Origin of the sequence: Winslowiella arboricola (assembly GCF_025527015.1) — a bacterium.
Lineage (GTDB): Bacteria > Pseudomonadota > Gammaproteobacteria > Enterobacterales > Enterobacteriaceae > Erwinia > Erwinia arboricola.
In genome coordinates, this window is the sequence record NZ_JAODIM010000042.1 from 575,244 (window position 1) to 600,898 (window position 25,655).

The following is a 25,655-nucleotide window of genomic DNA, read 5'->3' on the forward strand; positions in this document are numbered from 1 at the left end:
AAGTCCGGGCTTTTTTATTGCCAAAAAACACTGTGCTGCTCATCAATAACCATTCAGAAAAGTCAAAATTTAGAAGAATACGATGAATAATCATGACATTTTCTGTTTTCTAATTATCTTCAGAGAGCAGAACTTATGTCAGATATAAGTGGTGTGCCTGGTGCGTCAACCAATATGCAGGTTTTTCAACAAAATACGGTGAGCGTTGCCTCTGAGTTATCGCTTGAACATCAAAGAGCTAAAAGCCTGTTAGGTGAGGAGCGTCAAAATGACGGGGTTATTGCTATGCCTTCAGCATTAGTTGAGGCATTTCGTCAACATGATGCCGAAGCAATAATGCGTTTTATGGCGCAAGAAAATAAGAAGTTAATCTCACTTATGATTATTACTGATAATGAAAAAATCAGTGCCGTTTATACCCTCTATTTCCCCGGTAGTATAAGCAGTGGACTTACCGTGCAAAAATCCAGCCTTGCAGGCAGCGAAGTCACGACTTACCCGGCTGAAAAACTATCAGGCGCTAAAGATTATCAGCGTTTTTTCAGCTCACTTGGGTCGCTGCAGATGCCCGGCTTCGTTGCAGGCGAGACAAATTCCACAGACGCATAGTTCGGTAAGCAGAGGCTTCTTCTGCATAAATTTCAGGCAAAAAAAAGTCTGAACTTGCGTTCAGACTTTCTCTTTTAAGATGGCGGTGAGAGAGGGGTTCGAACCCTCGATACGTTGCCGTATACACACTTTCCAGGCGTGCTCCTTCAGCCACTCGGACACCTCACCGTTTTTTTTCACGTTATCCTCCGCAGAGGGCAACGGGGCGCTACTATAGGGAGTCGTGGGGTAACGGTCAAGCAGATTTTTTCCCTTTCGTTATATTCGGTTAAGGCGTAACCATTAACGATTTTTTCAGGCAAAAAACCTGCCGTTACTGCTACGGATTCAGCGATTTCACCCGGTTCGCATAGCTTTTACGCAGCTTCTGCAGTTTTGGTGGGATCACCGCCATACAGTAACCGTTCTGCTGACCACGGCCACTCCAGTAATCCTGGTGGTAGTTTTCCGCCGGATACCATTCACCGCTTTCAATCGTCGTTACCACCGGCTGCTGATTATCCTGCTGCGCACGCTCAATGGCTGCGGCGGCTTCCTGGCGCTGTGCCTCGCTGGTCGGGAAAATGGCTGAGCGGTATTGCGTACCAATATCGTTGCCCTGGCGGTTCAGCTGCGTGGGATCATGAGTAGCGAAACTGATATCCAGCAAATCGCCATAGTTCAGCTTTTGCGGGTCAAAACCGATGCGGATGCCTTCGGCATGACCGGTCGTGCCAGTGCACACTTCTTCATAGGTCGGATTGGCGGTGTGGCCACCGATATAGCCGCTCTCGACGGTTTCCACGCCGATCACATCTTTAAATACCGCCTCGGTGCACCAGAAACAGCCACCGGCAATAATTGCGTGTTCAATCGCCATCGTAAAACTCCTGCCTGTTGATACGTTTCTTTATTGTAGCCGTATCTGCCCGCTGACAACCAGCGCCGGTTGACGAAAAAACTGTTGTTCAGATTCTAAACGTTATAAGTATTAGCTATTTAGCGTCGTCACCGGATTGCGGTATTCTCACCGATACTCCAGATTAACCTTTGCGGAAAAACCGTGAATATTCTCCACGCCAGTCAGAACCATATTGCCGCCGTCCAGGCGATTTACGCCCATCATGTCAATACCGGGCTGGGCAGTTTTGAAACGCTGCCACCTTCCTGTGAAGAGATGGCCAGCCGCATTGCCAAAGTACAGCAGGAAGGGCTGATCTGGCTGGTGGCGGAAATGGATGGCTGCGTGATGGGATACTGCTACCTGTCATTTTATCGCACGCGCTATGCCTATCGTTACACACTGGAAGATTCAGTGTATATCGATCCCGATTATCAGGGACGTGGCGTGGGCAAAGCCCTGTTGCAGCACGCTATCGACTGGGCGCAGCAACAGGGCTATCGTCAGATGATCGCCAATGTCGGCAACAGCGAAAATCATGGTTCGCTGGGGCTGCATGAATCGCTGGGATTCACCCTCTGCGGCACGTTGCATTCGGTAGGGCTGAAGCACGGACAGTGGCTGGATACGGTATTCCTGCAGCGCGAGCTGGGCGAAGGAGACCGCACACTACCTGATAACGCTGCCAGCCTCAGTCGCTGATCTACAGCATTTCCGGTCGAAAATCGGCGCTTTTATCGAGATGCCGATCACCGGAAAGCGTAAAGATGCCGTCGCCGGTATAGTGCAGGGTTTGCGGATATTCCGGCAGCCGACAGATATGCGCTTTCACCACTTCAAAAATAAAGAAGTTATAGTTTTCCACCAGCGCATCATCGTATAACCGGCACTCAAAGTTAGCGTAACACTCCGCAATCAGCGGCGCCTGCACCTTACTGGCGGCAGACGCCGTCAGCTGGTTGGCGCTGAATTTATCAATCTTTGTCCCGCTGCTGTTGCCAATTGCCACCACTTTATCGACCAGATCCGCCGTCGGCAGATTGATCACGCACTCACCGCTGGCGCGGATCAGCTGATGGCTGTGATTCATCGCCGAAATCATACAGCCCACCAGTGACGGCGAGAATTCCATAATGGTATGCCAGCCGAGGGTCATAATGTCATGCTCATCCTGCCACTGTGACGAGATCAGCACCACCGGGCCTGGCTCAAGGTATTTTCGGACGTTCTCTGGCGGGAAATCGATTTTCGCGTTGTTGCTGCTCATGGCGGCTTCTCCGGTTGTTCAGGTCAGCCTTAAGTGTGATAAAAGTGCGCGGAATTGCCAGTTTATATTCCCGGCAGCAAACTCACCTCTGTCTGGCATTTTAACCGCGCGACGAGTGGCTGGCGCAGCAGGGACGATCCACCGTTAACTAAATCTTCTGCACAATCAGGCCGCTAACGGGTTTCCAAAAAAATCCAGTTGTCACTGCTGCTGTGAACGATAATACTGTATATATATACAGATATTATTGCAGGTTAGCATGATCACTTTTTTACGCATGGCCGATATTCCGCACTCTCTTTCTCTTCCGCTGTTTCTGGAAAAGGTTCCCTGTGGTTTCCCGTCTCCGGCCCAGGACTATGTCGAAAAACGGATCGATTTGAATGAGCACTGCATCCTGCATCCCAGCGCCACCTATTTTGTCAAAGTATCCGGTGATTCGATGATCGAAGCCGGGATCAGTGATGATGACATGCTGGTGGTCGACAGCTCGCTAAATGCCACCCACGGCAGCATTGTGGTGGCGGCGGTGGAAGGCGAGTTTACGGTAAAAAAGTTGTTGCTGAAGCCGCGCGTGCAGCTGATGCCGATGAATCGCGCTTACTCACCGATTATGATTGGTAGTGAAGATCGGCTCGATGTATTCGGCGTGGTGACGTTTGTGATTAAAAATATGCAGTAATCCCCGGGCTACGGCACGCTATCAGCCGGATGGCTGGCGGCGAAATGGCTGCGGGCAGCGCGAAATCCCGCCGCGTTATCCATTAGCCAGTTCCATAACGGCAGCATATTCAGCAACATCCCTTCGCCCAGAGCCGTTAACGTATATTCGACCCGGGGGTGCGGATATTTTTGCTGATAGTCATGGCGGCTAATCAGGCCGTCACGTTCCAGCTGGCGCAGAGTGCGGGTTAGCATGCGTTGCGTGATGCCGCTCAGTTCGCGCGCCAGCCCGGCATGGCGCAGCGTTCCCTGCGTCCCTAAGGCGTAGACAATCCCCAGTGACCAGCGATTACCGGTATGGGTGAGGATTTCTCGCTTCATACTGTCATCTTCATCGCTGAGCGCATCACAAATGGCTGCAAACTGCCTGATTCTCTCTTCACTTAGCTTCATTATTTCCCCTGGTATCACGCGTGTACCTGATTGTTGCCTCCCCCCGGCGCTGGCAGGATAGGGCGCAACAACAGGAGGAGAGTATGAACGATTCTGCAATGCGTCAATGGCAAAATATTTTGATTCTGGGTGCCGGCGAACTGGGTATGGCGATGCTGGCAGGCTTTATCCGCCAGCGTCAACAGCGGCCAGCGCTGCGCCTGAGCGTGTTGCTGCGCCCGGCATCGTTAACCGATCCGCATCCGGCCAACCAGGCGCGGCTGCAACAGTTAGCGGAGTGGGGCGTTAAAGTGATTACCGCGGATTTTAGCCAGCAGACCACCGGCGAGCTGAGCCACTGCTTTGCGCCTTTTGACGCGATTATCAACTGTAGCGGCTTTGTCGGCGGCGCAGGTACCCAGCTGAAGATCACCCGGGCGGTGCTGGATGCCGGAGTCGCACGCTATTTTCCGTGGCAGTTTGGCGTCGATTACGACCAGATTGGTAAAGACAGCGGGCAGCCGGTATGGGATGAACAGCTGGCGGTGCGCGAAATATTACGTGCGCAGCAGCAGACGCAGTGGGTGATAGTTTCGACCGGTATGTTTACCAGCTATCTGTTTGAACCGAGCTTCGGCATTGTCGATGGTCAGCAGCAGCGGGTTTATGCGCCGGGTGCTGCTGACTATGCGCTCACACTGACCACGCCCGAAGATATTGGGTGGCTTACGGCACAGATTTTCTGTCATCAGCCGGTGATTAAAAACAGCGTGGTGTATATCGCCGGCGATACCCTTACTTATCACCAGCTGACCAGCGTGCTGAGTGAACACTATGGCGTGCCTTTCACTTTGCAGGTGCTCAGCCATCAACAGCTGCATGATGCGGTGGCGGCAGCGCCAGGTGATCTGGCCGCCGCTTACCGGCTGGCTTTTGCGCGCGCAGAGGGGGTGGCGTGGAAAAAAGCCGACAGTTTTAATGCCCGGTACGACATTGACGTGACCGATGTCGCGCAATGGCTGGCGGACAACCATCCAGCGTTAAATCAGCCGATAGCACCATGAGGGTATCTTTCCAGGCTATCACTCTGTTATTTCTATCATCACAGCACACTGATGGAGAAACAGATGAAAGCGATAATCTATGATCAGCCCGGCGAGCCGGAAGTTTTACGGCTTGAGGAGGTTGCCGATCCGGTGCCAGCCGATACTGAGTTACTGATCCGCGTTGAAGCTATCAGTATCGAAGGTGGCGATTTGGTCGGGCGTAAACACCGGCCAGGCGGCGCGGACGCTATTCTCGGCTATGCGGCAGCGGGCGAAGTGCTGCAGGTCGGGAAAGCGGTAGAGGGATTTGCGGTGGGTCAAAAGGTCACGACCTTTCACTGGACAGGATCGCATGCTGAACTGCGCGCGGTTCCGGCGGCAAACTGCTTTGTGGTGCCGCAAGGGCTGGATATGCGGATTGCGGCGGCCATTCCGGTCGGGCCGGGCACTGCGGCCTGGGCGTTACAGCTCGGCGCGCTGCAACGTGGTCAGACGGTACTGATTCTCGGTGCTGCCGGCGGTGTGGGTATCGCTGCCGTTCAGCTGGCGGCAAAAATGGGCGCGCGCGTGATTGGCACCGGCACCAGCCTTGCCAGCCTGGAAAAGCTGCGCGAGTACGGCTTAACCGACGCGATTGTTACCGGTTCCCGCTCTGCCAGCGCCCAGTTGCGTGATTTACTGGGTGGCAATGCGGTCGATCTGCTGATTGATAATATTGGCGGCCCGGAGCTGAGCGACGGCATTGAGGCGTTGAGAGATGGCGGTCGTGCGGTATTGATCGGCGTACTGGCTGGACGCAACCAGCCTGTTGATGCCGGGCATTTGCTGATGCACCGCAAGACGGTTATCGGCTGTCTGTTTGGCCCGGAAATGGGCGATCCGCAGCCGCGGGCACTGGTCGCCGATCTGCTGGAAAAAGCTCTGCATGGCGAGTTGCAGCTACCGATTGATGCCACTTTCCCGCTGTCGGAGGCCGCCGCCGCCCATCGTCGCGCGGAAGAGCGCGGCCGCATTGGCCGGGTGTTTATCACCGTATAATATTGTTAGCAGGGGGCGTTACGCCCCCTTTCCTATTGCCGCGTCTTCGATTAAGCGCATGCAGTCGGGAAAACTGCGGATAACCCGTGATATCGCCGCTGAATATTTGCTACTTAGCGTTCTTCTGGCTGTTTGAAAAATTGCGGCGCTTACCGCATCATACTGAATGAAGTGTGAGCTGACGGGATTGACGGGTGGGTGAAATTTGGGTGGCATTTATCGCAGTACACCCGCCACGCCTGGTTTCTCAGAGATGCGCATTATGACGGTTTTTTTTTTGCTAAATTTCTCATACTGGGAAGGACTCTGCTAACTCTGTCCAGATAAATCCCCCATAACAACAACCCCTTCGTGAAATTCTGCCACAAGCTGCTTGATCACCACCGGCGATCGGTAATACTGTATATATATACAGTTTATCTGTCATGTCCTTTTAGCTCAGGAAATAATCAATAACTATGTATGCGCTGGTCGATGTCAACAGCTTCTATGCTTCCTGCGAGACGGTGTTTCGCCCGGATTTACGCGGTAAACCGGTGGTGGTGCTGAGTAATAATGATGGCTGTGTGATTGCGCGTAGCGCAGAAGCGAAAAAGCTGGGTATCACCATGGCGGAGCCTTATTTTAAACAGAAAGCGCTGTTTCAGCGCCATCAGGTCACGGTCTTCAGTTCCAATTACGCGCTGTATGCCGATATGAGTGAGCGGGTGATGACCATCCTGGAAGAGATGGCGCCGCAGGTGGAGATCTATTCGATTGATGAAGCCTTCCTGACTCTGCATGGCGTCAGTAACTGTATGTCGCTGGAGCTGTTCGGCCAGCAGGTGCAGCAACGTATTTTTCGTGAAACCCATATGCGGGTTGGCGTCGGCATTGCGCCAACCAAAACGCTGGCCAAGCTGGCGAATCATGCCGCCAAACTATGGAGCAAAACCAATGGTGTGCTGGATCTGTCGAATATTGATCGCCAGCGTAAGCTGCTCAGCCTGGTCGGGGTCGGTGATGTCTGGGGCGTAGGGCGTCGTATCAGTAAGAGACTGCAGCTGATGGGAATTGAAAGTGCACTGCATCTGGCGGAAGCCACCCCGAGTTTTATTCGCAAAAACTTTAACGTGGTGCTGGAGCGTACGGTACGCGAGCTGCGTGGCGAGCCTTGCCTGGAAACCGATGAGTGCCCGCCGCCTAAACAGCAGATCCTCTGTAGCCGCTCTTTTAGCAGCCGCATTACTGAGTATGCCGATATGCGCGAAGCGGTATGCGCATACGCGGAGCGTGCTGCGGAAAAGTTGCGCGGTGAGCATCAGTATTGCCAGCAAATTTCGGTATTTGTGCGTACCAGCCCTCACGCGCAGGGGGAAACCTTCTATGGCAACCAGGCCACGGTAAAAGTGCTGACACCGACCTGTGATACGCGCGATATTATCCGCGCCGCGCTGGAGTGTCTCGATCGTATCTGGATCGCTGGTCATCGCTATATGAAAGCCGGGATCATGCTGGGCGACTTTTTCAGTCACGGCGTCGCGCAGTTAAATCTGTTTGATAACTATCCGCCACGGGTTAACCATGCAGAATTAATGCAGGTTATTGATAACATTAATCAGAAAACCAATGGCAGAGTCTGGTTTGCCGGCCAGGGAATTCAGAAGCCCTGGGCGATGAAGCGCGAGATGCTCTCTCCGGCGTATACGACACGTTATGCGGGATTACCTGTTGCGCGGTAAGCCTGAGCGCCCATTTTTGCACGCGATCCGCAGCCTGACGGCGAGGAGGGGGATTATCTTGATCACTCTTAGCGAAAATGATCAACATAAACACTATCCGGTCAGCTCGCCAGATCCTGCAGAAGCGATCAAATTCCGTATGGCGCAGGCTGATTTAAAACCTGCTGTCTGTTCTGATAAGCTTTATCGCTTAACGGCGAAAAAGGATCATCATGAGCGAATTTAGCGGTGTTACCCAGCGCGGCCTGACATTCTTACAACAGCTGAGCCAGAACAATAATAAAGAGTGGTTCGACGAGCATCGTGGGATCTATGACGAGGATCTGCTACAGCCTGTGCGCCAGCTGGTGGCAGATTTAGCGCAGGATATGCTGGTTATCGATGAGCTGTTTGAAATACGCCCGGCGGTTGGCAAGACCATTTCCCGCCTGCATCGCGATACGCGTTTCTCCCGCGATAAATCGCTGTATCGCAGCAATATCTGGCTGACCTTTAAGCGGTCCCGTAAAAACTGGACCGATGCGCCGGTCTTTTTTTTCGAGTTTGGCCCCGACTGGTGGCGTTATGGCCTCGGCTACTACAGCGCTTCGCGGATCACCATGAATCTGTTCAGAGAGCTTTTGCAGCAGGATCCCGCCGCTTTTCTTCAGATGACCGCCGCGATCCCGGCTGACTTTACGCTGGAAGGTGAAAGCTATAAGCGTGAACTGATAAAGGGCATGCAGCCGGCGTTGTCACAGTGGTACAACAAGAAATCCTGGGCATTAATCTGCGAGCAGCGGCAGATGGATTTGCTGTTCTCCCCGCAGCTGGTGCCAGTGTTAGCCAGCGGCTTCCGGCAGCTGGCGCCGATGTATGATTTTCTGATGAAGATTGAAGCACAAAAAAGGCTGCAGCCAGCACTGTGATAATTTGCATTAATATACAAAGCGGGCAAAATCCTTCACAGAATCTCCATGATTGTTGATAAAAAAGACAATAAAATTAACCCGTTAATATTTTATAACGACAATACAACGGGTTAAGTAATATACGTCATATAGCAATAGACGCCGTTCCTGCCTGAATGCCGATTCCCACCACGCGATTGCATAAGATTCCGCACAGCAGATGTGTTTCTTCTGCTGCGCTATCGCGTATGATTGTGACAATTGGTAATAAGAATCGTTACTGTTTTAATTCGCGGTTACAGTTGTTTACTTTTCAGGAGAGAAAATGAAATTACGTTTAGCGTTGGCTGCGTCGCTGGTGGCTGCGACCTTTATCGTCAGTGGTATTGCTCCGGCAATGGCGGAAGTTAAAACGGCGAGTATCACTATTGAACACGCGCAGGGCAGCACTGAAGTACCGCTTAATGCAAGCAAAGTGATTGTGCTGAACCCGGCGACGCTGGATATTGTTGATGCGTTACAGATCCCGGTGGCCGGGGTGCCGCAAAGCAGCGTACATCTGCCACCGTTTCTGGCGAAGTATCAGGGCAGCGCATATCTGAATGCCGGTACGCTGTTTGAACCGAATTATGAAGCGCTGAGTAATGCTAAACCTGACTTAATTATTGCCGGTGGTCGCGCCCGTGATACTTATGAAAAACTGAGCGCCATTGCGCCGGTTATCTCGCTTGATATTGATGAGAAGCACTTTGTCGCCAGCCTGTCACAGCGCACCGAACAGCTGGCGACTATTTTCGCTAAACAGCCGCAAGCGAAAATCCTGCTGGATAACTTTAAACAGAAAATCGCCGACCTGAAGGTGAAATCGGCGAATGCCGGGACGGCAATGGTGGTGATGGTAAATGGCGGTAAGATGTCTGCCTATACGCCTGGCTCACGTTTTGGTTTTGTGTTTGATGTGCTGGGCTTTAAACCGGCCACCAGCTTCCCGCAAACCGGCCGTCACGGCAACGTCGTCTCTTCCGAGTTTATTCTGCAGGCGAATCCACAGTGGCTGTTTGTGCTGGATCGCGATAATGCCATTGGCCGTAAACAGGGGCAGTCTGCTCAGCAGGTGCTGGATAATCCGCTGATCCGTAAAACCGCTGCCTGGCAGAATAAACATATTGTTTATCTCGACTCCGGCGCGCTGTATATCGCCGGTGGGCTGCAAAGTTACAGCCAGCTGATGGATAAAATCAGCACCACGCTGGATCAGCAGCAGCCGTAATTAACCACGATGAAAACCTTTCACTTAATGATCGGCCTGGCAGGATTGCTGGGCCTGATGATCTGCAGCCTGTGTATCGGCGCGGGCTATATGACCTTCGACGGCTTCTGGTCAGATGCCGATATGCGCGATATTTTCCTGATCAGCCGCGTGCCCCGCACGCTGGCGCTGGTGCTGGCGGGCGGGGCGATGAGCGTCGCCGGTCTGATTATGCAGATGCTGACGCAGAATCGCTTTGTTGAACCGTCGATTGCCGGTACGACTCAGTCCGCCAGCCTGGGTCTGTTGCTGGTAATGGTTATCAGCCCGTCAGCGTCAGTACTGGTGAAAATGGTGGTGGCGGTGCTGTTTGCCCTCGGCGGCACCGCACTGTTTATGTTACTGCTGCAACGTATGCGGATTAAGTCTGCGCTGATGGTGCCGCTGACCGGCATTATGCTGGGCGCGGTATTCAGCGCGGTGACCACCTTTCTGGCGATGGAGTTTGATCTGTTGCAGTCGCTGGGCAGCTGGGAGTCTGGCGATTTCTCCGGCGTGTTGCAGGGGCGTTATGAACTGTTGTGGATTGTCGGTGCGCTGACGCTGCTGGCGATGCTGATTGCCGATCGTTTTACCGTCGCCGGGCTTGGCCGCGATTTTTCGCTTAATGTCGGCATTAACTATCAGCAGGTGATGCTGATCGGTATGGCGATTATCGCCATTATCTGTGGCGTAGTGGTGGTGGTGGTCGGCGTACTGCCGTTCCTCGGCTTAATCGTGCCGAATATTGTCAGTATGGCGATGGGCGATAATCTGCGGCGCTCCATTCCGTGGGTGGCGCTTGGGGGCGGCGCGCTGGTGGTGCTGTGCGATATTATTGGCCGGCTGGTCAGCTATCCGTTTGAAATTCCGGCCAGTGTCATTCTCGGCGCGATTGGCGCGCTGACCTTTCTGCTGTTGATCCTCAGGACAAAACGTCATGCAGGCTAATCCGCTATCTTCAGAACAGACCGCCGCTGCAGGCGCGGGTCTGAGCAGACCCGCGCGGCGTTTACTGCTACTGGCCGCGCTGGCGCTGCTGGCGATTACGCTGTTTATGACCATCAATCTGCACGGCAATATCGCTTATATCCTCGTGCATCGCGGTCTGATTCTGGCCACCATGCTGCTGGTGGCTGTTGCCTCCGGCGTGGCGACGCTGCTGTTTCAGACCGTAACCAATAACCGCATTCTGACGCCGTCGGTAATGGGACTGGAAGCGCTGTTTATTCTGATCCAGACCACGATGATCTTTTTTATCGACGCCGACGGGCTGCGCGTGCTGGGGATCAGCGGCAAATTTATCTGTGAATCGTTGCTGTTAGTGTTGTTTTCACTGTTGCTGTATCGCTGGCTGTTAAGCAGCAGCGGCGTCAATCTGCATCAGGTGCTGCTGGTGGGGCTGGTGTGCGGCACGTTGTTCCGCAGCCTGTCGAATTTACTGCAGCGCCTGCTGTCACCCGGTGAGTTTGCCGTGTTACAAGGCCGTATCTTCGCCACCTTTACCCGCGCGGCGCCGGAAATTATCGCCTTAGCCGCCGCGATTGTGCTGCTGGTGGCTGTCGTTATCTGGCGCATGCGTTTTACGCTGGATGTGCTGGCGCTGGGACGCAACAGCGCGATCAATCTGGGGGTGCCTTATCAGCAAAAAGTGATGATTATTCTGCTGCTGGTATCGGTGCTGGTGGCGGTTTCCACTGCGCTGGTGGGGCCACTGACCTTTCTTGGCCTGCTGGTCGCTAACCTCAGCTATCAGCTGATCGGCTCTCATCGTCATCGCTATCTGCTGCCTGGTGTGGTGCTGACCGGTGTGATTGCACTGGTCGGCGGGCAACTGATTCTTGAGCGCATCTTTAATATGGCGGGCACGCTGTCAGTGGTGATTGAATTTACCGGCGGCGCGCTGTTCCTGTACCTGTTGCTGAAAAAGGCGTCGTTGTGATTGAAATCAATGCGGTGGTAAAAAAATACCTCGATACGCCGGTGCTGAATCAGGTGACTGAAAGTATCGCACAAGGTGGGGTAACATCGATTATTGGCGCGAACGGCGCGGGTAAGTCGACGCTGTTATCGGTGATGAGTCGTCTGCTGACGCCGGATGGCGGACATGTCAGTTTTAACGGGCTGGATGTGGCAAAAACCCCTGGCGACCAGCTGGCGAAAATTCTGTCGGTGCTGCGTCAGGAGAACCATCTTACCAGCCGTCTGACGGTGTATGACCTGGTAGGTTTTGGCCGTTATCCTTACAGCAAAGGACGGCTGACCGCTGACGACCGTCAGCATATTGATGCAGCGATGTGCTTTCTGAATCTGCTGCCACTGAAAGATCGCTATCTCGATGAGTTATCCGGCGGCCAGCGCCAGCGTGCCTGGGTGGCGATGGTGCTGTGCCAGGATACGCAGTATGTCTTGCTGGATGAACCCCTGAATAATCTGGATATGAAGCACAGTGTGGCGATGATGAAACAGCTGCGACGTGCGGCGGATGAGCTGAATAAAACCATTGTACTGGTGATCCATGATATCAATTTCGCCTCCGCTTACTCGGATCATATTATTGCCATGAAAGAGGGTGAAGTGATCTATCGTGGTACGCCGCAGCAGATAATGCATCCGCAAATTATCGAAGCGATCTTTGATACGCAAGTGACCATTGAACAGGTCAATAATCAGTATATTGCGGTTTACTATCGCTGATGGGGCAATGAAGGTGCCGGTATCAGCACCTTCTGAGCGTTTAGCGCTTCGCTTCCCGCGCCGCTGCTGCCAGCCCTTCAATCCACTCCTGATGTGCATTGATCATCGGATTGGGTTTGCTGCGCGCCAGCTCACGCGCCGGTGCGCCATTCTGGGTTTCCTGCGTCAGAATACGCACCCGTCCGCCGTCCAGATCTTCAAACAGCCAGGCGTGATGCACATCAAGACGTGACCCGGCGTCGCCTTCAACCCAGCCATGCCAGGCGATACGCGCTGGCTGACCGGCAACCGGCGGCTGATACTCGGTCACTTCCGCTTCCACCAGAAAACCAAATGTGGTGAAGCGGAAACGCGCGCCGCTGCTGAGCAACGGGCCGGGCGCGTCATAAAACACAATATCTGCCGCATTGCTGTAGTAGCCCGGCCAGGCCGAGGTATTATTCAGCAATGGCCAGACATCGGCGGCGCTTAACCCGGAAATAATGATCTCATTGGAGGCAAAATTGTCGGTCAGGCCGGGCAGATACGCTTCTGGCCAGAAAATAGCGTGCATGGTGATTCTCCTTAACAGGGCAAATGGTGTTGCACTATATTGCGTGCTACGCTGACATCAGTCTAATTATGCTTAGTGATGGTTGGCATCATGATTTCTGATATCAGAACCCTCGATCTTAATCTGCTGAAGGCGCTGGATGCTCTGCTGGAAGAGCGCAGTGTGACGCGCGCGGCAGCGCGACTGTCGCTTACGCAACCGGCGGTAAGCGGCATGCTGGTCAGATTGCGGGAAAGTTTTGACGATGCGCTGTTTGTGCGTAGCCAGCGCGGGGTGATCCCGACTGCGCGGGCGCTGGAGCTGGCGGCGCCGGTCAGAGCCATCCTCAGTAATATTGAGGGCCTGTTGCAACCGGCGGCATTTATCCCTGCGCAGGCCAGCATGACGCTGACTATCGCCTCCACCGACTATGCGCTGCGGGCGGTGATTGTGCCGTTTCTCGCCATTCTGCGACAGCAGGCGCCAGGGATCCGCGTGGCGGTGCGACCTGTGGATCACACCAAACTACAGAGCCAGCTGGAGCGCGGCGATATCGATCTGGCGCTGGTGACGCCGGAAAGTTCGCACCCTGATTTGCATGCGCGCAGGCTGTTTGATGAACGTTATATCTGTTTGCTGAGAACCGGACATCCGGCGGCAGCAGGGGAGATGACCCTTGCGCGCTTCTGTGAGCTGGAACATGCGCTGGTGTCGTATGAAGGCGAAGCTTTCAGTGGCGTGACCGATCACGCGCTGGCACAGATTGGCCAGCAGCGTAAAGTCAGTGTTTCGGTCAGCAGTTTTCTGGTGTTGCCGGAGTTATTGCGCGTCAGCGACCTGATTGCAGTGGTGCCGCAGCGTCTGGCGGTCAATACGCAGGGACTGGTGAGCATGGAGCCGCCGGTAGCGATCCCGGGCTTTACCAAGCTGGCGGTCTGGCATGCGCGCAATCACAGCTCGCCCGCACAGCGCTGGATCCGTGAGGTGCTGTTTAACGCTGCATACCCCAGCGTTTAACGGTGATTTTCTCGATGGTGGCGAATATCAACCCTTCCACCAGCAGGCCAATCACAATCACCGAGACCAGCCCGGCAAATACCCGGTCGGTAAACAGCTCATTACGGTTCTGATAAATATACCAGCCGAGGCCACCCTGACCGCTGGAGGCGCCGAACACCAGTTCGGCGGCAATCAGCGTACGCCAGGCAAAGGCCCAGCCAATCTTCAGGCCGGACAAAATGGCGGGCAGCGAAGCCGGAATCAGAATATTCAGCACCAGCCGCGGCCCTTTCAGCCCGTAGTTACGACCGGTCATGCGCAGAGTGTCGGAGACACTGCTAAAACCGGACCAGGTACTGAGGGCTATCGGCCACATCACCGAATGAATCAGCACAAACAACAGGCTGTTATTACCGAGGCCAAACCACAGCAGCGCCAGCGGCAGCAGCGCGATGGCGGGCAGCGGATTGAGCATTGCGGTCAGGGTGCTAAGCAGATCGCGGCCAAAACGGGTAGAGATCGCCAGCGCACTCAGCAGCAGTGCCAGCACGCTGCCAATCAGATAGCCTTTCAGCAGCAGCGACAGTGAGATCGCCATGCGGGCCGGTAACTCACCGCTGGCCATATCGGCGATAAATGCCTGCCAGGTCTGAATCACCCCCGGCAGCATCAGATCGTTATTCTGCCAGCGCGCCGCCGCTTCCCACAGCAGCAGCAAAAAAGCGACGATCACCGTTTTGCGCAGCCAGGTCTGATTCCACAGGCGCTGGTGCCATGGCAGCGGCACCTCCAGCGCAAAGTTTTCCAGCGGCGTCAGTTCACGCTGATACTCGGGACGGACGGGGGGCAGGGTTGACATGATTTTTATCCTGTTCAGAAACGGCAGGCGCAACAGTTTGCCCCTGTTGCGGAAATAGCAGCTGGTGGATCTGACGCGCGGCATGCTGGAACGGCTCACTGCCAAATTGCGCCAGCGAGTATTGATGGCAGTTAAGTTCAGCGCGAACTCTGCCCGGATGCGGCGAGAGCACCAGAATCCGGTTGCCGACCACCAGCGCCTCTTCAATCGAATGAGTGACAAAGAGCAGCGTAAAACGTGCTTCTTCCCACAGATTCAGCAGCTCTTCCTGCATATTGCGGCGGGTGAGGGCGTCGAGTGCGGCGAAGGGTTCATCCATCAGCAACACTTTAGGCTTCATCGCCAGCGCGCGGGCAATCGCCACCCGCTGTTTCATGCCGCCCGATAAGGTATGCGGCAGCGCATCGGCGAAACCGGCCAGCCCGACCTTATCGAGAAAATGGCGGGCGATCTCCCGCGCCTCACGGCGTCGCGCTTTGCCACTGGCAATCAGCGGAAACATCACGTTTTCCAGCACGCTTTTCCACGGCGGTAACTGATCGAACTCCTGAAATACCATCATGCGATCCGGTCCCGGCTGGGTCACCGGCTGCTGATCAAGATGGATACTGCCTGCGGTAGCTGGCAGAAAACCACCAATCGCTTTCAGCAGGCTGGATTTACCACAGCCGGAAGGACCCAGCAGAATAAAACGATCGGATGGCCAGACATCAAAACTGACATCATGGGTGGCGCGGATCAGGCGCTGGCCGGTGCGATACTCCAGTCCGACACCCTCGACGCGTAACAGCGGGCCGGCAGGTTGTTGTTCAGTCACGGTAGCTTCTCCTGCGCTTAACTGCCGGGTTGTTCCCAGGCCTCTTTAAAGAAATAGTCCTGCCATGAAGTAGCACGGTTTTTCAGCACACCTAACTCGTGCAGCTTCTCGGCGTAGACAAAGGTGCGTTCCGGCGAGACAGTGAAATTAATTTCCGGGTCGGCAACAATCTTCTGCACCAGTGGCAGCGGCAGACGGGATTTCTCCACACGAATATAGGTTTCCGCCGCTTTGGCTTTATCCGCATTAATAATTTGCGCCGCTTCATTTAACGCGTCATAAAAGGCGCGATAGGTCTCAGGATTCTGGTCATGGAATCTTTTAGTGGTATACAGCACGTTAAATGTCGCTTCGCCGCCGAGGACATCATAAGAGCTGAGAATTTTATGCACATTTTTGTGCTCCAGCGCCTGATACTGGAAAGGGGGACTGGAGAAATGGGTATTGATCTCTGAACCACCGGCAATTAATGCGGCGGTGGCATCCGGATGAGGCAGGCTGACGCTGATATTATCGAAGCGTTTATATTCGGCATTGCCATAACGTTTCGCGGTTTCAATTTGCAGGGTGCGCGACTGGAAGCCAACTCCGGCAGCCGGAACCGCAATACGGTCTTTACTGCTCAGGTCATCGATGGTTTTGACTGCCGGATTGTTCGACAGCAGATAATTTGGCATTGAGCCGAGTGAGGCGATGGCCCGCACCTCTTGCGGGCGGCCGCGGGTACGGTCCCACAGGGTTAACATTGGCGGCACTCCGGCGGAAGCGACATCAAGGTGACCGGACAGCAGTGCTTCATTCATTGCCGTCGCGCCGGACAGGGTACGCCAGTCAACCTTAATCTCCAGCCCCTTTTTTTTGCCCTGTTTCTCAATTAAATGCTGATCGCGTACCACATCGAGAATTAAATAGCCGATACCGAATTGCTGCGCAATGCTGATATTTCCCTCGGCGCGCGCGCTGACTGAACTGACCAGTAAGCTAAAGGCGGTTAGCGTGCCAGCCACAACGTGCCAGGGGGTGTAAGTTTTGCTGTTCATTGTATTTATCCGCAAAGGTAAAGGACGAATGGCGTTTTTCGCCAGCTGGAAAGACAATATCCTGCCGGACTGGGAGAAATTTGAAACGTGTTTATTGGAATAATATATGTTGAATAATTAAATGCTTTTTTAGACTTTGCTTTGCATAAAACAGACAATAGATGTTCGCGGCCAGCATGTGTACTGCGCCGGTATGCGGCTTCGGATTGCTCTTAAAACCCCGTTAATCTGGCACAAGCAGAAACAGCGTCTATACTAAATTGTGATGTTATGCGCAGTTTGGTCAGAGAAAATAAGTTAACAGCGCGAAAAGTGAAGAGTCGGTACAGGAGAAACGCACCACAGTACAACGATAATTACCGGGTCATCAGCCGCTCCAGTTCAGTTGTAACGCCTCTCTCACTTTAATCTGTTAGTTTTGATATCAGCACAATTCCTGACTGCCATAACAGACGTTCGCGCACCCGATAATCATTAATGGACTGCGCGATCCCATGCAGACAGGAGGAAAGTGTGACCAGAGATTCCGATGTATTCCCTTCTATAGGTGGCGGCCTCTACGCGTTTTTCTTCGATGTTGATGGCACGCTGGCTGCCATAAAACCACGCCCGGATGAGGTCTCTATCCCGGAGCAGGTTCGTCATACCCTGCAATCGATCTCGACGCTCAGCCATGGTGCGCTGGCGCTGATTTCCGGCCGTCCGATTGAACAGCTGGATCAACTGGCCGCGCCGTTACGGGCGCCGGCTGCCGGTGTTCACGGCGCCGAACGACGTGATGCCCTGGGCGAATTACATCGCACTGTGTTGCCGGAAGAGGTGGCCAATGCGCTCGACGCGACGCTAAGCAGCAGCATGGCTAACTGGCCTGGCACACAGCTGGAGGCCAAAGGCATGGCTTTTGCGCTGCATTACCGACAGGGAATGCAGTATGAAACTCAGATTTTGCAGCTGGCGGAGTCAATGGTGGAACATTTCCCGATGCTGGCGCTGCAGCCGGGAAAATGTGTGGTGGAGCTGAAGCCCAAAGGTATTGATAAAGGGGCGGCAATCCGCACTTTTATGCAGGAAGCGCCTTTTACCGGACGTATTCCGGTGTTTATTGGTGATGATTTAACTGATGAAGCAGGATTTCTGGCGGTCAATGCCATGAATGGCTTATCAGTGAAGGTCGGTGAAGGTTCCAGCCATGCACGCTACCGCCTGAAGGGCGTTGATGACGTGTATCTCTGGCTGGAACAGATGAAATTACAATTAGATCAAGACAAGACAACGTCGGTAAGGAGTAAAGGTTATGAGTCGCTTAGTGGTCGTATCTAACCGTATCGCTGTACCCGATGGTTCGAAAGCCAGTGCAGGTGGTTTGGCAGTCGGTATTCTGGATGCGTTAAAGAAAACAGGTGGTTTGTGGTTCGGCTGGAATGGTGAAATCAGCGCCATCGGCGAAGAGGAAGAGGAACAACTGGGCGTGGTTAAACAGGAGGGCATTACCTATGCTTCTTTTAGTCTGACCCAGAATGATTACGACCTCTATTACAGTCAGTTCTCCAATACTGTTATCTGGCCCGCTTTCCACTATCGCCTCGATTTAGTGCAGTTCCAGCGTGAAGCCTGGGAAGGGTATTGCCGCGTCAATGAGTTGCTGGTCGAGCGCCTGCAACCGCTGGTGGAGCCGGATGATATTCTGTGGATCCACGATTACCATCTGCTACCGTTCGCCGCCGCCTGCCGTAAACTTGGAATGAAAAACCGCATTGGCTTCTTCCTGCATATTCCTTTCCCTACACCGGAAATTTTCAACGCCTTGCCGCCGCATCAGGAGTTGCTGGAGATGATGTGTGATTACGATCTGCTGGGATTCCAGACTGAAAGCGATCGTACCGCCTTCCTCGAAAGCCTGTCGCTGCTGACTCAGGTACAAAGTAATGGGCCGAAACAGCACCGTGCTTTTGGCAATAACTTTGCCACCGAGGTCTATCCGATCGGTATTGAGCCGGAAAGCATCAAAGAGATGGCCGAAGGTCCGCTGCCGCCGAAAATGGCGGCGATGAAGCGCGAACTGGGTGATGCAAAAAATATTATCGCCTGTGAGCGTCTGGACTATTCAAAAGGCTTACCGGAACGTTTCCTTGCTTATGAGGCTCTGCTGGAGAACTTCCCGGAGCATCGCGGCAATATTCGCTATTCACAGATTGCACCGACTTCGCGTGGTGATGTGCAGGCCTATCAGGATATTCGTCACCAGCTTGAGACTGAAGCCGGACGTATTAACGGCAAATATGGCACGCTGGGCTGGACGCCGCTCTATTACCTTAACCAGCATTTCGACCGCCGCCTGCTGATGAAAATCTTCCGTCTGACCGATGTCGGACTGGTCACGCCACTGCGCGACGGGATGAATCTGGTGGCGAAGGAGTATGTGGCTTCGCAGGACCCGGACGATCCGGGTGTACTGGTATTGTCACGCTTTGCCGGTGCCGCCAACGAACTGACCTCAGCGTTAATCGTCAATCCTTATGACCGTGATGAAGTGGCGGCGGCTCTCGACCGGGCGCTGAATATGCCGCGTACCGAGCGTATTTCTCGCTATAACGACATGATGGCGGTATTGCGTAAAAACGATATCACTCACTGGCGTGAGACCTTCCTGAAGGATTTGCAGGCGATTGCCGCACGTGACGACGATCACGAGGTGACCAATAAGGTTGCGACCTTTCCACGATTAGCCTGAATTGCAGTAAAAGTACGTGCTTTACGGCACTGAAGGAGAGCGGGAGCCATTTTTGGCTCCCTTTTTTATGCCTGAGACCTCGGCAAGGTGCATATCATGGCAGGGGCGGCGAGAACGCAGCCCCTGCAATAATTTACCGGCTTATGTAGGGGCGGCGTTCTCGCCGCCCATAAGATCCCCAATGTGACAATAATAACGTTGGCCTTTGGTGGCATGTTTTTTCATGCCACATTTCACTTAAGGATGAAAAAAACTGCGGTTCGCTAATGTATAGGAACAGAATAAAAGTGAGATTAGGGTCTAAATCAGCCTTAAAAGTGGCTTATTTAGGGCCATATTTAAAAAAAGCCACTTTTTTTCTAAAGAATAATGAGCTGCTGCCGATAGTTAGCTTGTACCCCCTGCCTTAACCCCTAAACATTCATTCTGCTAATGTAATGGTCTGTTACATGTTTTACCGACTCCTGAACACTCCCCTTAAAAAGTTAACAAATCATTGCGCTACGCTGCGTAAACTCTGCTGTTGATCGCAATTTAAATCTACTTTCCATTAAAACAGTTTCAGTAAGTAACTAATCGTTGCTGCGATAGTTGTTTTGATTAATTAGTACTTAATGCTGATATCAACACTTTTATTAGTATTAAATGTCTGCTTATAAGCAACTGGCCGCTGGTTTGTTTTGATTGGATCAAAAAGTAAGCATTTTTAGCGGCAAAAGATTCACCAGGGATGAAATTTAGCAAAAAATGGGGTAATTGCTCACTTTTTAACCTATTCAAAAGCGGCACTGATGGGTCGGGTGAAAAGATTTGGCTTAAAAGTGTGATCTGGATCACACTTTATCTAAAATTAGGTGGCTCGCTCGTTGTATGTAGAAATCAGAGCGGATAGAGTTGCGTTGCTTTCGGAATATTCTTAAAAACGATGTAAGCGGACGTCATGGAAGATTGTTAAAGCTCAGGCCAGAGTGACGGCAAAATGGGTTAAAGACGACTTACTGAGGCAGTATGCGGCCAGAAACAAAAATGTTTCAGCGAACGTTCGGCTACAGCCACATGTTTTTGCCATCTTAAGATTTACCAACCAGCAACCAAGGTAGCGGATTTATTCCGCACACGTTAAAAGTAGTGTTAGTCAGGATGGAAAAAATAATGGGTACATCAGAATTACTCAAACATATCTACGACATCAATTTGTCATATTTATTGCTTGCACAACGTTTAATTAACCAGGAAAAAGCCTCTGCAATGTTTCGTCTGGGTATTGACGAACCAATGGCAGATACATTGGCAAAATTAACATTACCTGAAATGGTTAAATTGGCTGAGACCAACCAGCTGGTTTGCCAGTTCCGTTTTAACGATCACCAGACTATTAATCGTCTGACAAAAGAATCACGTGTGGATGATTTACAGCAAATCCATACCGGTATTCTGTTATCCAGCCGTTTATTACGCGACGCTTCATCTACAGAAGAGTTGCCGAAGAAGAGGGCGGGATAATGACAGAGAAAAGTATTGTTCGCGAAGCTCGCGATATTCAGTTGGCGATGGAATTGATTACTCTGGGTGCGCGCTTACAAATGCTGGAGAGTGAAACTCAGCTAAGTCGCGGCCGTTTGATTAAATTATATAAAGAACTGCGCGGCAGCCCACCGCCGAAAGGCATGCTGCCCTTTTCGACCGACTGGTTTATGACCTGGGAGCAAAACATCCATGCAACGATGTTTTGCAATGCCTGGCAGTTTTTACTGAAAACCGGATTGTGTAGCGGCGTGGAGGCGGTGATCAAAGCTTACCGTCTCTATCTGGAGCAGTGCCCTCATGCAGATGAAGCCCCTCTGCTGGCGCTGACCCGTGCCTGGACACTGGTACGTTTTGTTGAAAGCAATATGCTGGAACTCTCCAGCTGCAAATGCTGCAACGGTAGTTTTATTACTCATGCTCACCAGCCAGTTGGCAGCTTCGTCTGCAGCCTGTGCCAGCCGCCATCACGAGCGGTAAAAAGACGTAAACTTTCTGCGGAGTTTGCCGATAGTAATCCACAACTGCTGGATGAACAGGTTAAACGCGCCGTTTAAGATTGTTCGAAACGTGGAATGACATCCAGCAGCGGTTTTTTAACCGCTGCTTTTTTTTTGCGTCACGTTTAACGAATAACGCCTTCGGCTCTCTGGCTTAACTTCCACCCACACGTTGTTTGAGACGTAAGGATTTATTGTGCTGGTTATATTGGGATATTTGCTGGTAACAGGCTCAGTGCTGGGGGGCTACATGATGGTCGGCGGCCATCTTGGCGCCCTCTATCAGCCTTCGGAATTGATCATTATCGGCGGTGCGGGCATTGGCGCCTTTATTGTCGGCAACAATGGCAAGGCAATTAAAGCCACGCTGAAAGCCTTACCCCTTTTAATGAGAGGGTCAAAATATAACAAAGCGATCTATATGGATCTGATGGCGTTGTTATATCGGCTGATGGCGAAATCGCGCCAGCAGGGCATGCTGTCGCTGGAAAGGGATATTGAAAGTCCGCGCGAAAGTGAAATCTTTGCTAATTACCCGCGAATTCTTGCCGATAACCGTTTGGTGGACTTTATCACTGACTATCTGCGGTTAATGGTGAGCGGGAATATGAACGCATTTGAAATCGAAGCGCTGATGGATGAAGAGATTGAAACCTACGAACACGAATGTGAGGTTCCGGCTCAAAGCCTGTCTGCACTGGGCGATTCGTTACCGGCATTCGGTATCGTCGCCGCGGTAATGGGCATTGTGCACACGCTGGCAGCGGCGGACCGTCCGGCAGCGGAACTGGGTGCGTTGATTGCCAATGCGATGGTCGGAACCTTTCTCGGCATTTTGCTGGCCTACGGTTTTATTTCGCCGTTAGCCCCGGTGTTACGGCAGAAGTGTGCGGAAACCACCAAGATGATGCAGTGTATTAAGGTGACTCTGCTTTCCAGCCTGAATGGTTACGCGCCGCAAATCGCCGTGGAATTTGGCCGTAAAACGCTGTACTCCACCGATCGACCGTCGTTTACCGAACTGGAAGAGCACGTGCGTAATGCCAAATCACCGGCACAACAGACTTCGGATCAAGATGCATGAAGAATAGCAATCACCCCATCGTGCTGGTTAAGCGGCGCAAAGCGAAACATCATGGGGGCGCGCATGGCTCATGGAAAATCGCTTATGCCGATTTTATGACTGCCATGATGGCCTTCTTCCTGGTGATGTGGCTGATTTCGATCTCCAGCCCTAAGGAGCGGGTACAGATTGCTGAGTATTTTCGGACGCCGTTAAAAGTAGCGCTGACCGGCGGACAACGCAGCAGCGACAGCGAAAGTCCGATTCCGGGTGGCGGCGATGACCCGACGCAGCAGGAAGGTGAAGTCAAAAAAGTGGTCGATATGGACGCGCAGAAACGCAAGCTGGATGAAATCCGCCTGAATCGTCTGCGTGAAAAGCTCGACCAGTTGATTGAAGCTGACCCGCGTCTGCGGGCGTTACGTCCGCATCTGATCATAAACATGGTGGAGGAAGGGCTGCGTATTCAGATTATCGACAGTCAGAACCGCCCGATGTTTAAGACCGGTAGTGCGGAAGTGGAGTCCTATATGCGCGATATCCTGCGGGCGATTGCGCCGATCCTTAACGATATTCCAAACCGCATCAGTCTGGCGGGACATACCGATGATTTCCAGTATGCCAGTGGCGATCGTGGTTACAGCAACTGGGAACTGTCGGCAGACCGTGCCAACGCCTCTCGTCGCGAGCTGGTGATTGGCGGCCTGGATAGCAGCAAGATGCTGCGCGTGGTGGGCATGTCCGACACCATGAAATTGAAAAACCGCGTGGGCACTGATGCGGTGAACCGTCGTATCAGTCTGCTGGTATTGAACCATGATACCGAGGCGCAGATTGAAAAAGAGAACGCTGAGAGTGATGCAGTACAAATCAACGATGCAATGAGTATTAAACAAGTTACCGCACCGGCTGAACCTTCAGCCGCGGCATTAACACCAGACCCTAAACCTTCACAGGCCGCACCGAACGCGCAGCCGCAACCGGTAACCACGTTACCGGCCGCGCCTGTCAGTCCGTCGCAGCCTAATCGCGACTCACAGCCGAGGTGATACCGTGAGCATGGATATCAGCGATTTTTACCAAACGTTTTTCGATGAAGCCGATGAGTTACTGGCTGACATGGAACAACACCTGTTGGGATTAGACCCACAGGAACCCGATTCGGAACAGCTAAACGCCATCTTCCGTGCGGCCCATTCGATTAAAGGCGGAGCGGGTACTTTTGGTTTTACTGTATTACAGGAAACCACGCATATTCTGGAGAATATTCTGGACGGGGCACGCCGCGGTGAAATGCAGCTCAGCACCGATATCATCAACCTGTTTTTGGAAACCAAAGATATTATGCAGGAACAGTTGGATGCCTATAAAACCGCGACCGAGCCAAACGCCGAGACCTTTCAGTATATCTGTCAGGCGTTGCGTCAGCTGGCGCTGGAAGCAAAAGGCGACGTTATCGAGCCAGCGAAAACCCTGGCCAGCGTTGAGGCAGTGCAGCCTGTGGTTGCCGCCGGTCTTCGTCTGGCGCTGATCGATCTGAAGCCGACAGAAGTGGATCTGATGCTGGAAGAGCTGGGTAACCTCGGCACCGTCAGCGACATTACCAAAGGCCAGACTTCAGTTGAAGTGACGCTCGATTCATCGGTAGATAAAGATGATATCGTCGCGGTGCTCTGTTTTGTCATTGATGAAGCGCAGATCAAATTTATCGATCAGCCTGCTGCCGAGCCGGTAGTTGAAGCGGTGGCCGAAGTGGCGGCCGTGGCGATCGATACACCAGCGCTGGCGACCGTCAGTGATATCACCCCGGTGGCGAAACGCGAAACTAAAAAAGCCGCGCCCGCGCGTGGCAGCGAATCGACCAGTATTCGTGTGGCGGTTGAGAAGGTCGATCAGCTGATTAACCTGGTTGGCGAGCTGGTGATTACCCAGTCGATGCTGGCGCAGCGCTCCAGCGAGCTTGACCCGGTGAATCATGGCGAACTGCTGAACAGTATGGGCCAGCTGGAACGCAATGCGCGTGACCTGCAGGAATCGGTTATGTCGATTCGTATGATGCCAATGGAGTATGTGTTTAGCCGCTTCCCGCGTCTGGTGCGTGATCTGGCCAGCAAGCTGGGCAAAGAGGTGGAACTGACGCTGTTGGGCAGCTCGACCGAACTGGATAAGAGCCTGATCGAACGTATTATTGACCCGTTAACGCACCTGGTGCGTAACAGTCTCGATCATGGCATTGAATCACCGGATAAACGTATTGCCAGCGGCAAATCCGCCACCGGCAATCTGACGCTGTCTGCGGAACATCAGGGCGGGAATATCTGCATTGAAGTGACCGATGACGGCGCGGGCCTGAACCGTGAACGTATTCTGGCGAAAGCACTCTCTTCGGGGATGCAGGTCAGTGAAGCGATGAGCGATGAAGAAGTGGGCATGCTGATCTTCGCCCCGGGTTTCTCCACTGCTGAGCAGGTTACCGATGTTTCCGGTCGCGGCGTGGGCATGGACGTGGTGAAAAGAAACATCCAGGAGATGGGTGGCCATGTTGAAATCAGTTCTAAGCAGGGCAAAGGCACCACCATCCGTATTCTGCTGCCACTGACGCTGGCGATTCTCGATGGCATGTCCGTTCGGGTCGCGGAAGAGGTGTTTATTCTGCCGCTGAATGCGGTGATGGAATCGCTGCAACCACTGGCCGAAGATCTGCACCCACTGGCGGGCGGTGAGCGCGTGCTGGAAGTGCGTGGTGAATATCTGCCGCTGGTAGAGCTGTGGAATGTATTTGAAGTGCAGGGCGCCAAAACGGAAGCAACGCAGGGCATCGTAGTGATCCTGCAGAGTGCCGGTAAACGCTATGCGCTGTTAGTTGATCAGCTGATTGGTCAGCATCAGGTGGTGGTTAAAAACCTGGAAAGCAACTATCGCAAAGTGCCGGGTATCTCAGCCGCCACCATCCTCGGCGATGGCAGTGTGGCGCTGATTGTTGACGTCTCTGCACTGCAATCTTTAAACCGAGAAAAGCGTGTGGCCGGCGCCGCAGCTTAATTGTAACCGATTAAGGG

The 25,655-nt window shown here is 53.0% G+C and carries 27 protein-coding genes and 1 tRNA gene; 20 read left to right on the forward strand and 8 right to left on the reverse strand.

Features of this window, described 5'->3' with window-relative positions; translation table 11 throughout:
- Positions 1–135: 135 nt before the first annotated feature.
- The gene (locus tag N5923_RS17080; protein ID WP_267142669.1) at positions 136–609 is read left to right on the forward strand and encodes a hypothetical protein; all 474 of its coding nucleotides are present in this window, start codon (positions 136–138) and stop codon (positions 607–609) included.
- An 80-nt stretch (positions 610–689) separates the two neighbouring features.
- Here N5923_RS17080 and N5923_RS17085 read toward each other — a convergent pair.
- Both N5923_RS17085 and msrA read right to left on the reverse strand, forming a co-directional pair.
- Positions 690–777: transfer RNA gene (locus N5923_RS17085), tRNA-Ser, on the reverse strand.
- A gap of 151 nt (positions 778–928) precedes the next feature.
- Positions 929–1,468: a peptide-methionine (S)-S-oxide reductase MsrA gene (gene msrA, locus N5923_RS17090; RefSeq protein WP_267142670.1), complete on the reverse strand. Its 540-nt coding sequence runs from the start codon at positions 1,466–1,468 to the stop codon at positions 929–931.
- Positions 1,469–1,651: 183 nt separating this feature from the next.
- On the opposite strand from msrA, the gene N5923_RS17095 reads away from it, so the two are divergent.
- Entirely contained in the window at positions 1,652–2,191 is a 540-nt protein-coding gene (locus tag N5923_RS17095) for a GNAT family N-acetyltransferase (RefSeq protein ID WP_267142671.1), read from the forward strand.
- 1 nt (position 2,192) lies between these two features.
- Here the strand turns inward: N5923_RS17095 and N5923_RS17100 are convergent, their stop codons facing one another.
- Complete coding sequence (locus N5923_RS17100) at positions 2,193–2,756, reverse strand: flavin reductase family protein (protein ID WP_267142672.1); 564 nt, start codon at positions 2,754–2,756, stop codon at positions 2,193–2,195.
- 259 nt (positions 2,757–3,015) lie between these two features.
- Between N5923_RS17100 and umuD the strand changes: the two genes are divergently transcribed.
- Positions 3,016–3,438 (forward strand): translesion error-prone DNA polymerase V autoproteolytic subunit, encoded by a 423-nt coding sequence (gene umuD, locus N5923_RS17105; RefSeq protein ID WP_407704479.1) that lies wholly within the window; start codon positions 3,016–3,018, stop codon positions 3,436–3,438.
- A gap of 8 nt (positions 3,439–3,446) precedes the next feature.
- Here the strand turns inward: umuD and N5923_RS17110 are convergent, their stop codons facing one another.
- Positions 3,447–3,872 carry a winged helix-turn-helix transcriptional regulator gene (locus N5923_RS17110; RefSeq protein WP_267142673.1) on the reverse strand — a complete coding sequence of 142 codons (426 nt, stop codon included), beginning with the start codon at positions 3,870–3,872 and terminating at the stop codon, positions 3,447–3,449.
- Between the two features lie 83 nt (positions 3,873–3,955).
- Here N5923_RS17110 and N5923_RS17115 point away from each other — a divergent pair, with 83 nt between their 5' ends.
- From N5923_RS17115 to N5923_RS17155, 9 genes are all read left to right on the forward strand, one after another.
- Complete coding sequence (locus N5923_RS17115) at positions 3,956–4,915, forward strand: aromatic alcohol reductase (RefSeq protein ID WP_267142674.1); 960 nt, start codon at positions 3,956–3,958, stop codon at positions 4,913–4,915.
- Positions 4,916–4,978: 63 nt separating this feature from the next.
- The gene (locus N5923_RS17120) at positions 4,979–5,935 is read left to right on the forward strand and encodes a quinone oxidoreductase family protein (protein WP_267142675.1); all 957 of its coding nucleotides are present in this window, start codon (positions 4,979–4,981) and stop codon (positions 5,933–5,935) included.
- A 458-nt stretch (positions 5,936–6,393) separates the two neighbouring features.
- Complete coding sequence (gene umuC, locus N5923_RS17125; RefSeq protein ID WP_267142676.1) at positions 6,394–7,656, forward strand: translesion error-prone DNA polymerase V subunit UmuC; 1,263 nt, start codon at positions 6,394–6,396, stop codon at positions 7,654–7,656.
- Positions 7,646–7,882, forward strand: a complete 237-nt coding sequence (locus N5923_RS17130) for a hypothetical protein (protein WP_267142677.1) — start codon at positions 7,646–7,648, stop codon at positions 7,880–7,882. The genes umuC and N5923_RS17130 overlap by 11 nt, the downstream gene beginning before the upstream one ends.
- Complete coding sequence (locus N5923_RS17135) at positions 7,866–8,564, forward strand: DUF2461 domain-containing protein (protein WP_267142702.1); 699 nt, start codon at positions 7,866–7,868, stop codon at positions 8,562–8,564. Before N5923_RS17130 ends, N5923_RS17135 begins: the two co-directional genes overlap by 17 nt.
- 307 nt (positions 8,565–8,871) lie before the next feature.
- Positions 8,872–9,816, forward strand: a complete 945-nt coding sequence (locus N5923_RS17140) for a siderophore ABC transporter substrate-binding protein (protein WP_267142678.1) — start codon at positions 8,872–8,874, stop codon at positions 9,814–9,816.
- A gap of 9 nt (positions 9,817–9,825) precedes the next feature.
- A complete protein-coding gene (locus N5923_RS17145) occupies positions 9,826–10,785 on the forward strand; it encodes an ABC transporter permease (RefSeq protein ID WP_267142679.1) in 960 nt (319 codons plus the stop codon).
- Complete coding sequence (locus tag N5923_RS17150; RefSeq protein WP_267142680.1) at positions 10,775–11,776, forward strand: iron chelate uptake ABC transporter family permease subunit; 1,002 nt, start codon at positions 10,775–10,777, stop codon at positions 11,774–11,776. Before N5923_RS17145 ends, N5923_RS17150 begins: the two co-directional genes overlap by 11 nt.
- Complete coding sequence (locus tag N5923_RS17155; protein WP_267142681.1) at positions 11,773–12,531, forward strand: iron ABC transporter ATP-binding protein; 759 nt, start codon at positions 11,773–11,775, stop codon at positions 12,529–12,531. The genes N5923_RS17150 and N5923_RS17155 overlap by 4 nt, the downstream gene beginning before the upstream one ends.
- A gap of 40 nt (positions 12,532–12,571) precedes the next feature.
- On the opposite strand, the gene N5923_RS17160 is transcribed toward N5923_RS17155, so the two are convergent.
- Positions 12,572–13,084, reverse strand: a complete 513-nt coding sequence (locus N5923_RS17160; protein ID WP_407704481.1) for an SRPBCC domain-containing protein — start codon at positions 13,082–13,084, stop codon at positions 12,572–12,574.
- 90 nt (positions 13,085–13,174) lie between these two features.
- On the opposite strand from N5923_RS17160, the gene N5923_RS17165 reads away from it, so the two are divergent.
- On the forward strand, positions 13,175–14,080 hold the full coding sequence (locus N5923_RS17165) for a LysR family transcriptional regulator (protein ID WP_267142682.1): 906 nt from the start codon (positions 13,175–13,177) through the stop codon (positions 14,078–14,080).
- On the opposite strand, the gene N5923_RS17170 is transcribed toward N5923_RS17165, so the two are convergent.
- From N5923_RS17170 to N5923_RS17180, 3 genes are read right to left on the reverse strand one after another with little or no spacing between them, the layout of a single operon-like run.
- Positions 14,055–14,921, reverse strand: coding sequence for an ABC transporter permease (locus tag N5923_RS17170; protein WP_267142683.1), 867 nt, complete (start codon positions 14,919–14,921; stop codon positions 14,055–14,057). The two genes, N5923_RS17165 and N5923_RS17170, sit on opposite strands and share 26 nt — an antisense overlap.
- Positions 14,881–15,738, reverse strand: a complete 858-nt coding sequence (locus N5923_RS17175; protein WP_267142684.1) for an ABC transporter ATP-binding protein — start codon at positions 15,736–15,738, stop codon at positions 14,881–14,883. The genes N5923_RS17170 and N5923_RS17175 overlap by 41 nt, the downstream gene beginning before the upstream one ends.
- Positions 15,739–15,755: 17 nt before the next feature.
- Positions 15,756–16,778: an ABC transporter substrate-binding protein gene (locus tag N5923_RS17180; protein WP_267142685.1), complete on the reverse strand. Its 1,023-nt coding sequence runs from the start codon at positions 16,776–16,778 to the stop codon at positions 15,756–15,758.
- A gap of 513 nt (positions 16,779–17,291) precedes the next feature.
- Here N5923_RS17180 and otsB point away from each other — a divergent pair.
- From otsB to cheA, 7 genes are all read left to right on the forward strand, one after another.
- Positions 17,292–18,098, forward strand: coding sequence for a trehalose-phosphatase (gene otsB, locus N5923_RS17185; RefSeq protein WP_267142686.1), 807 nt, complete (start codon positions 17,292–17,294; stop codon positions 18,096–18,098).
- The gene (gene otsA / locus N5923_RS17190) at positions 18,073–19,509 is read left to right on the forward strand and encodes an alpha,alpha-trehalose-phosphate synthase (protein WP_267142687.1); all 1,437 of its coding nucleotides are present in this window, start codon (positions 18,073–18,075) and stop codon (positions 19,507–19,509) included. The genes otsB and otsA overlap by 26 nt, the downstream gene beginning before the upstream one ends.
- Before the next feature lie 1,152 nt (positions 19,510–20,661).
- Positions 20,662–21,012, forward strand: coding sequence for a flagellar transcriptional regulator FlhD (flhD, locus tag N5923_RS17195; RefSeq protein WP_267142688.1), 351 nt, complete (start codon positions 20,662–20,664; stop codon positions 21,010–21,012).
- Positions 21,012–21,590, forward strand: a complete 579-nt coding sequence (flhC, locus tag N5923_RS17200; protein ID WP_017802926.1) for a flagellar transcriptional regulator FlhC — start codon at positions 21,012–21,014, stop codon at positions 21,588–21,590. Before flhD ends, flhC begins: the two co-directional genes overlap by 1 nt.
- A gap of 139 nt (positions 21,591–21,729) precedes the next feature.
- A complete protein-coding gene (gene motA, locus N5923_RS17205) occupies positions 21,730–22,617 on the forward strand; it encodes a flagellar motor stator protein MotA (RefSeq protein ID WP_267142689.1) in 888 nt (295 codons plus the stop codon).
- On the forward strand, positions 22,614–23,645 hold the full coding sequence (gene motB / locus N5923_RS17210; protein ID WP_017802924.1) for a flagellar motor protein MotB: 1,032 nt from the start codon (positions 22,614–22,616) through the stop codon (positions 23,643–23,645). The genes motA and motB overlap by 4 nt, the downstream gene beginning before the upstream one ends.
- A gap of 10 nt (positions 23,646–23,655) precedes the next feature.
- Entirely contained in the window at positions 23,656–25,638 is a 1,983-nt protein-coding gene (gene cheA / locus N5923_RS17215; RefSeq protein WP_267142704.1) for a chemotaxis protein CheA, read from the forward strand.
- Positions 25,639–25,655 lie beyond the last annotated feature (17 nt).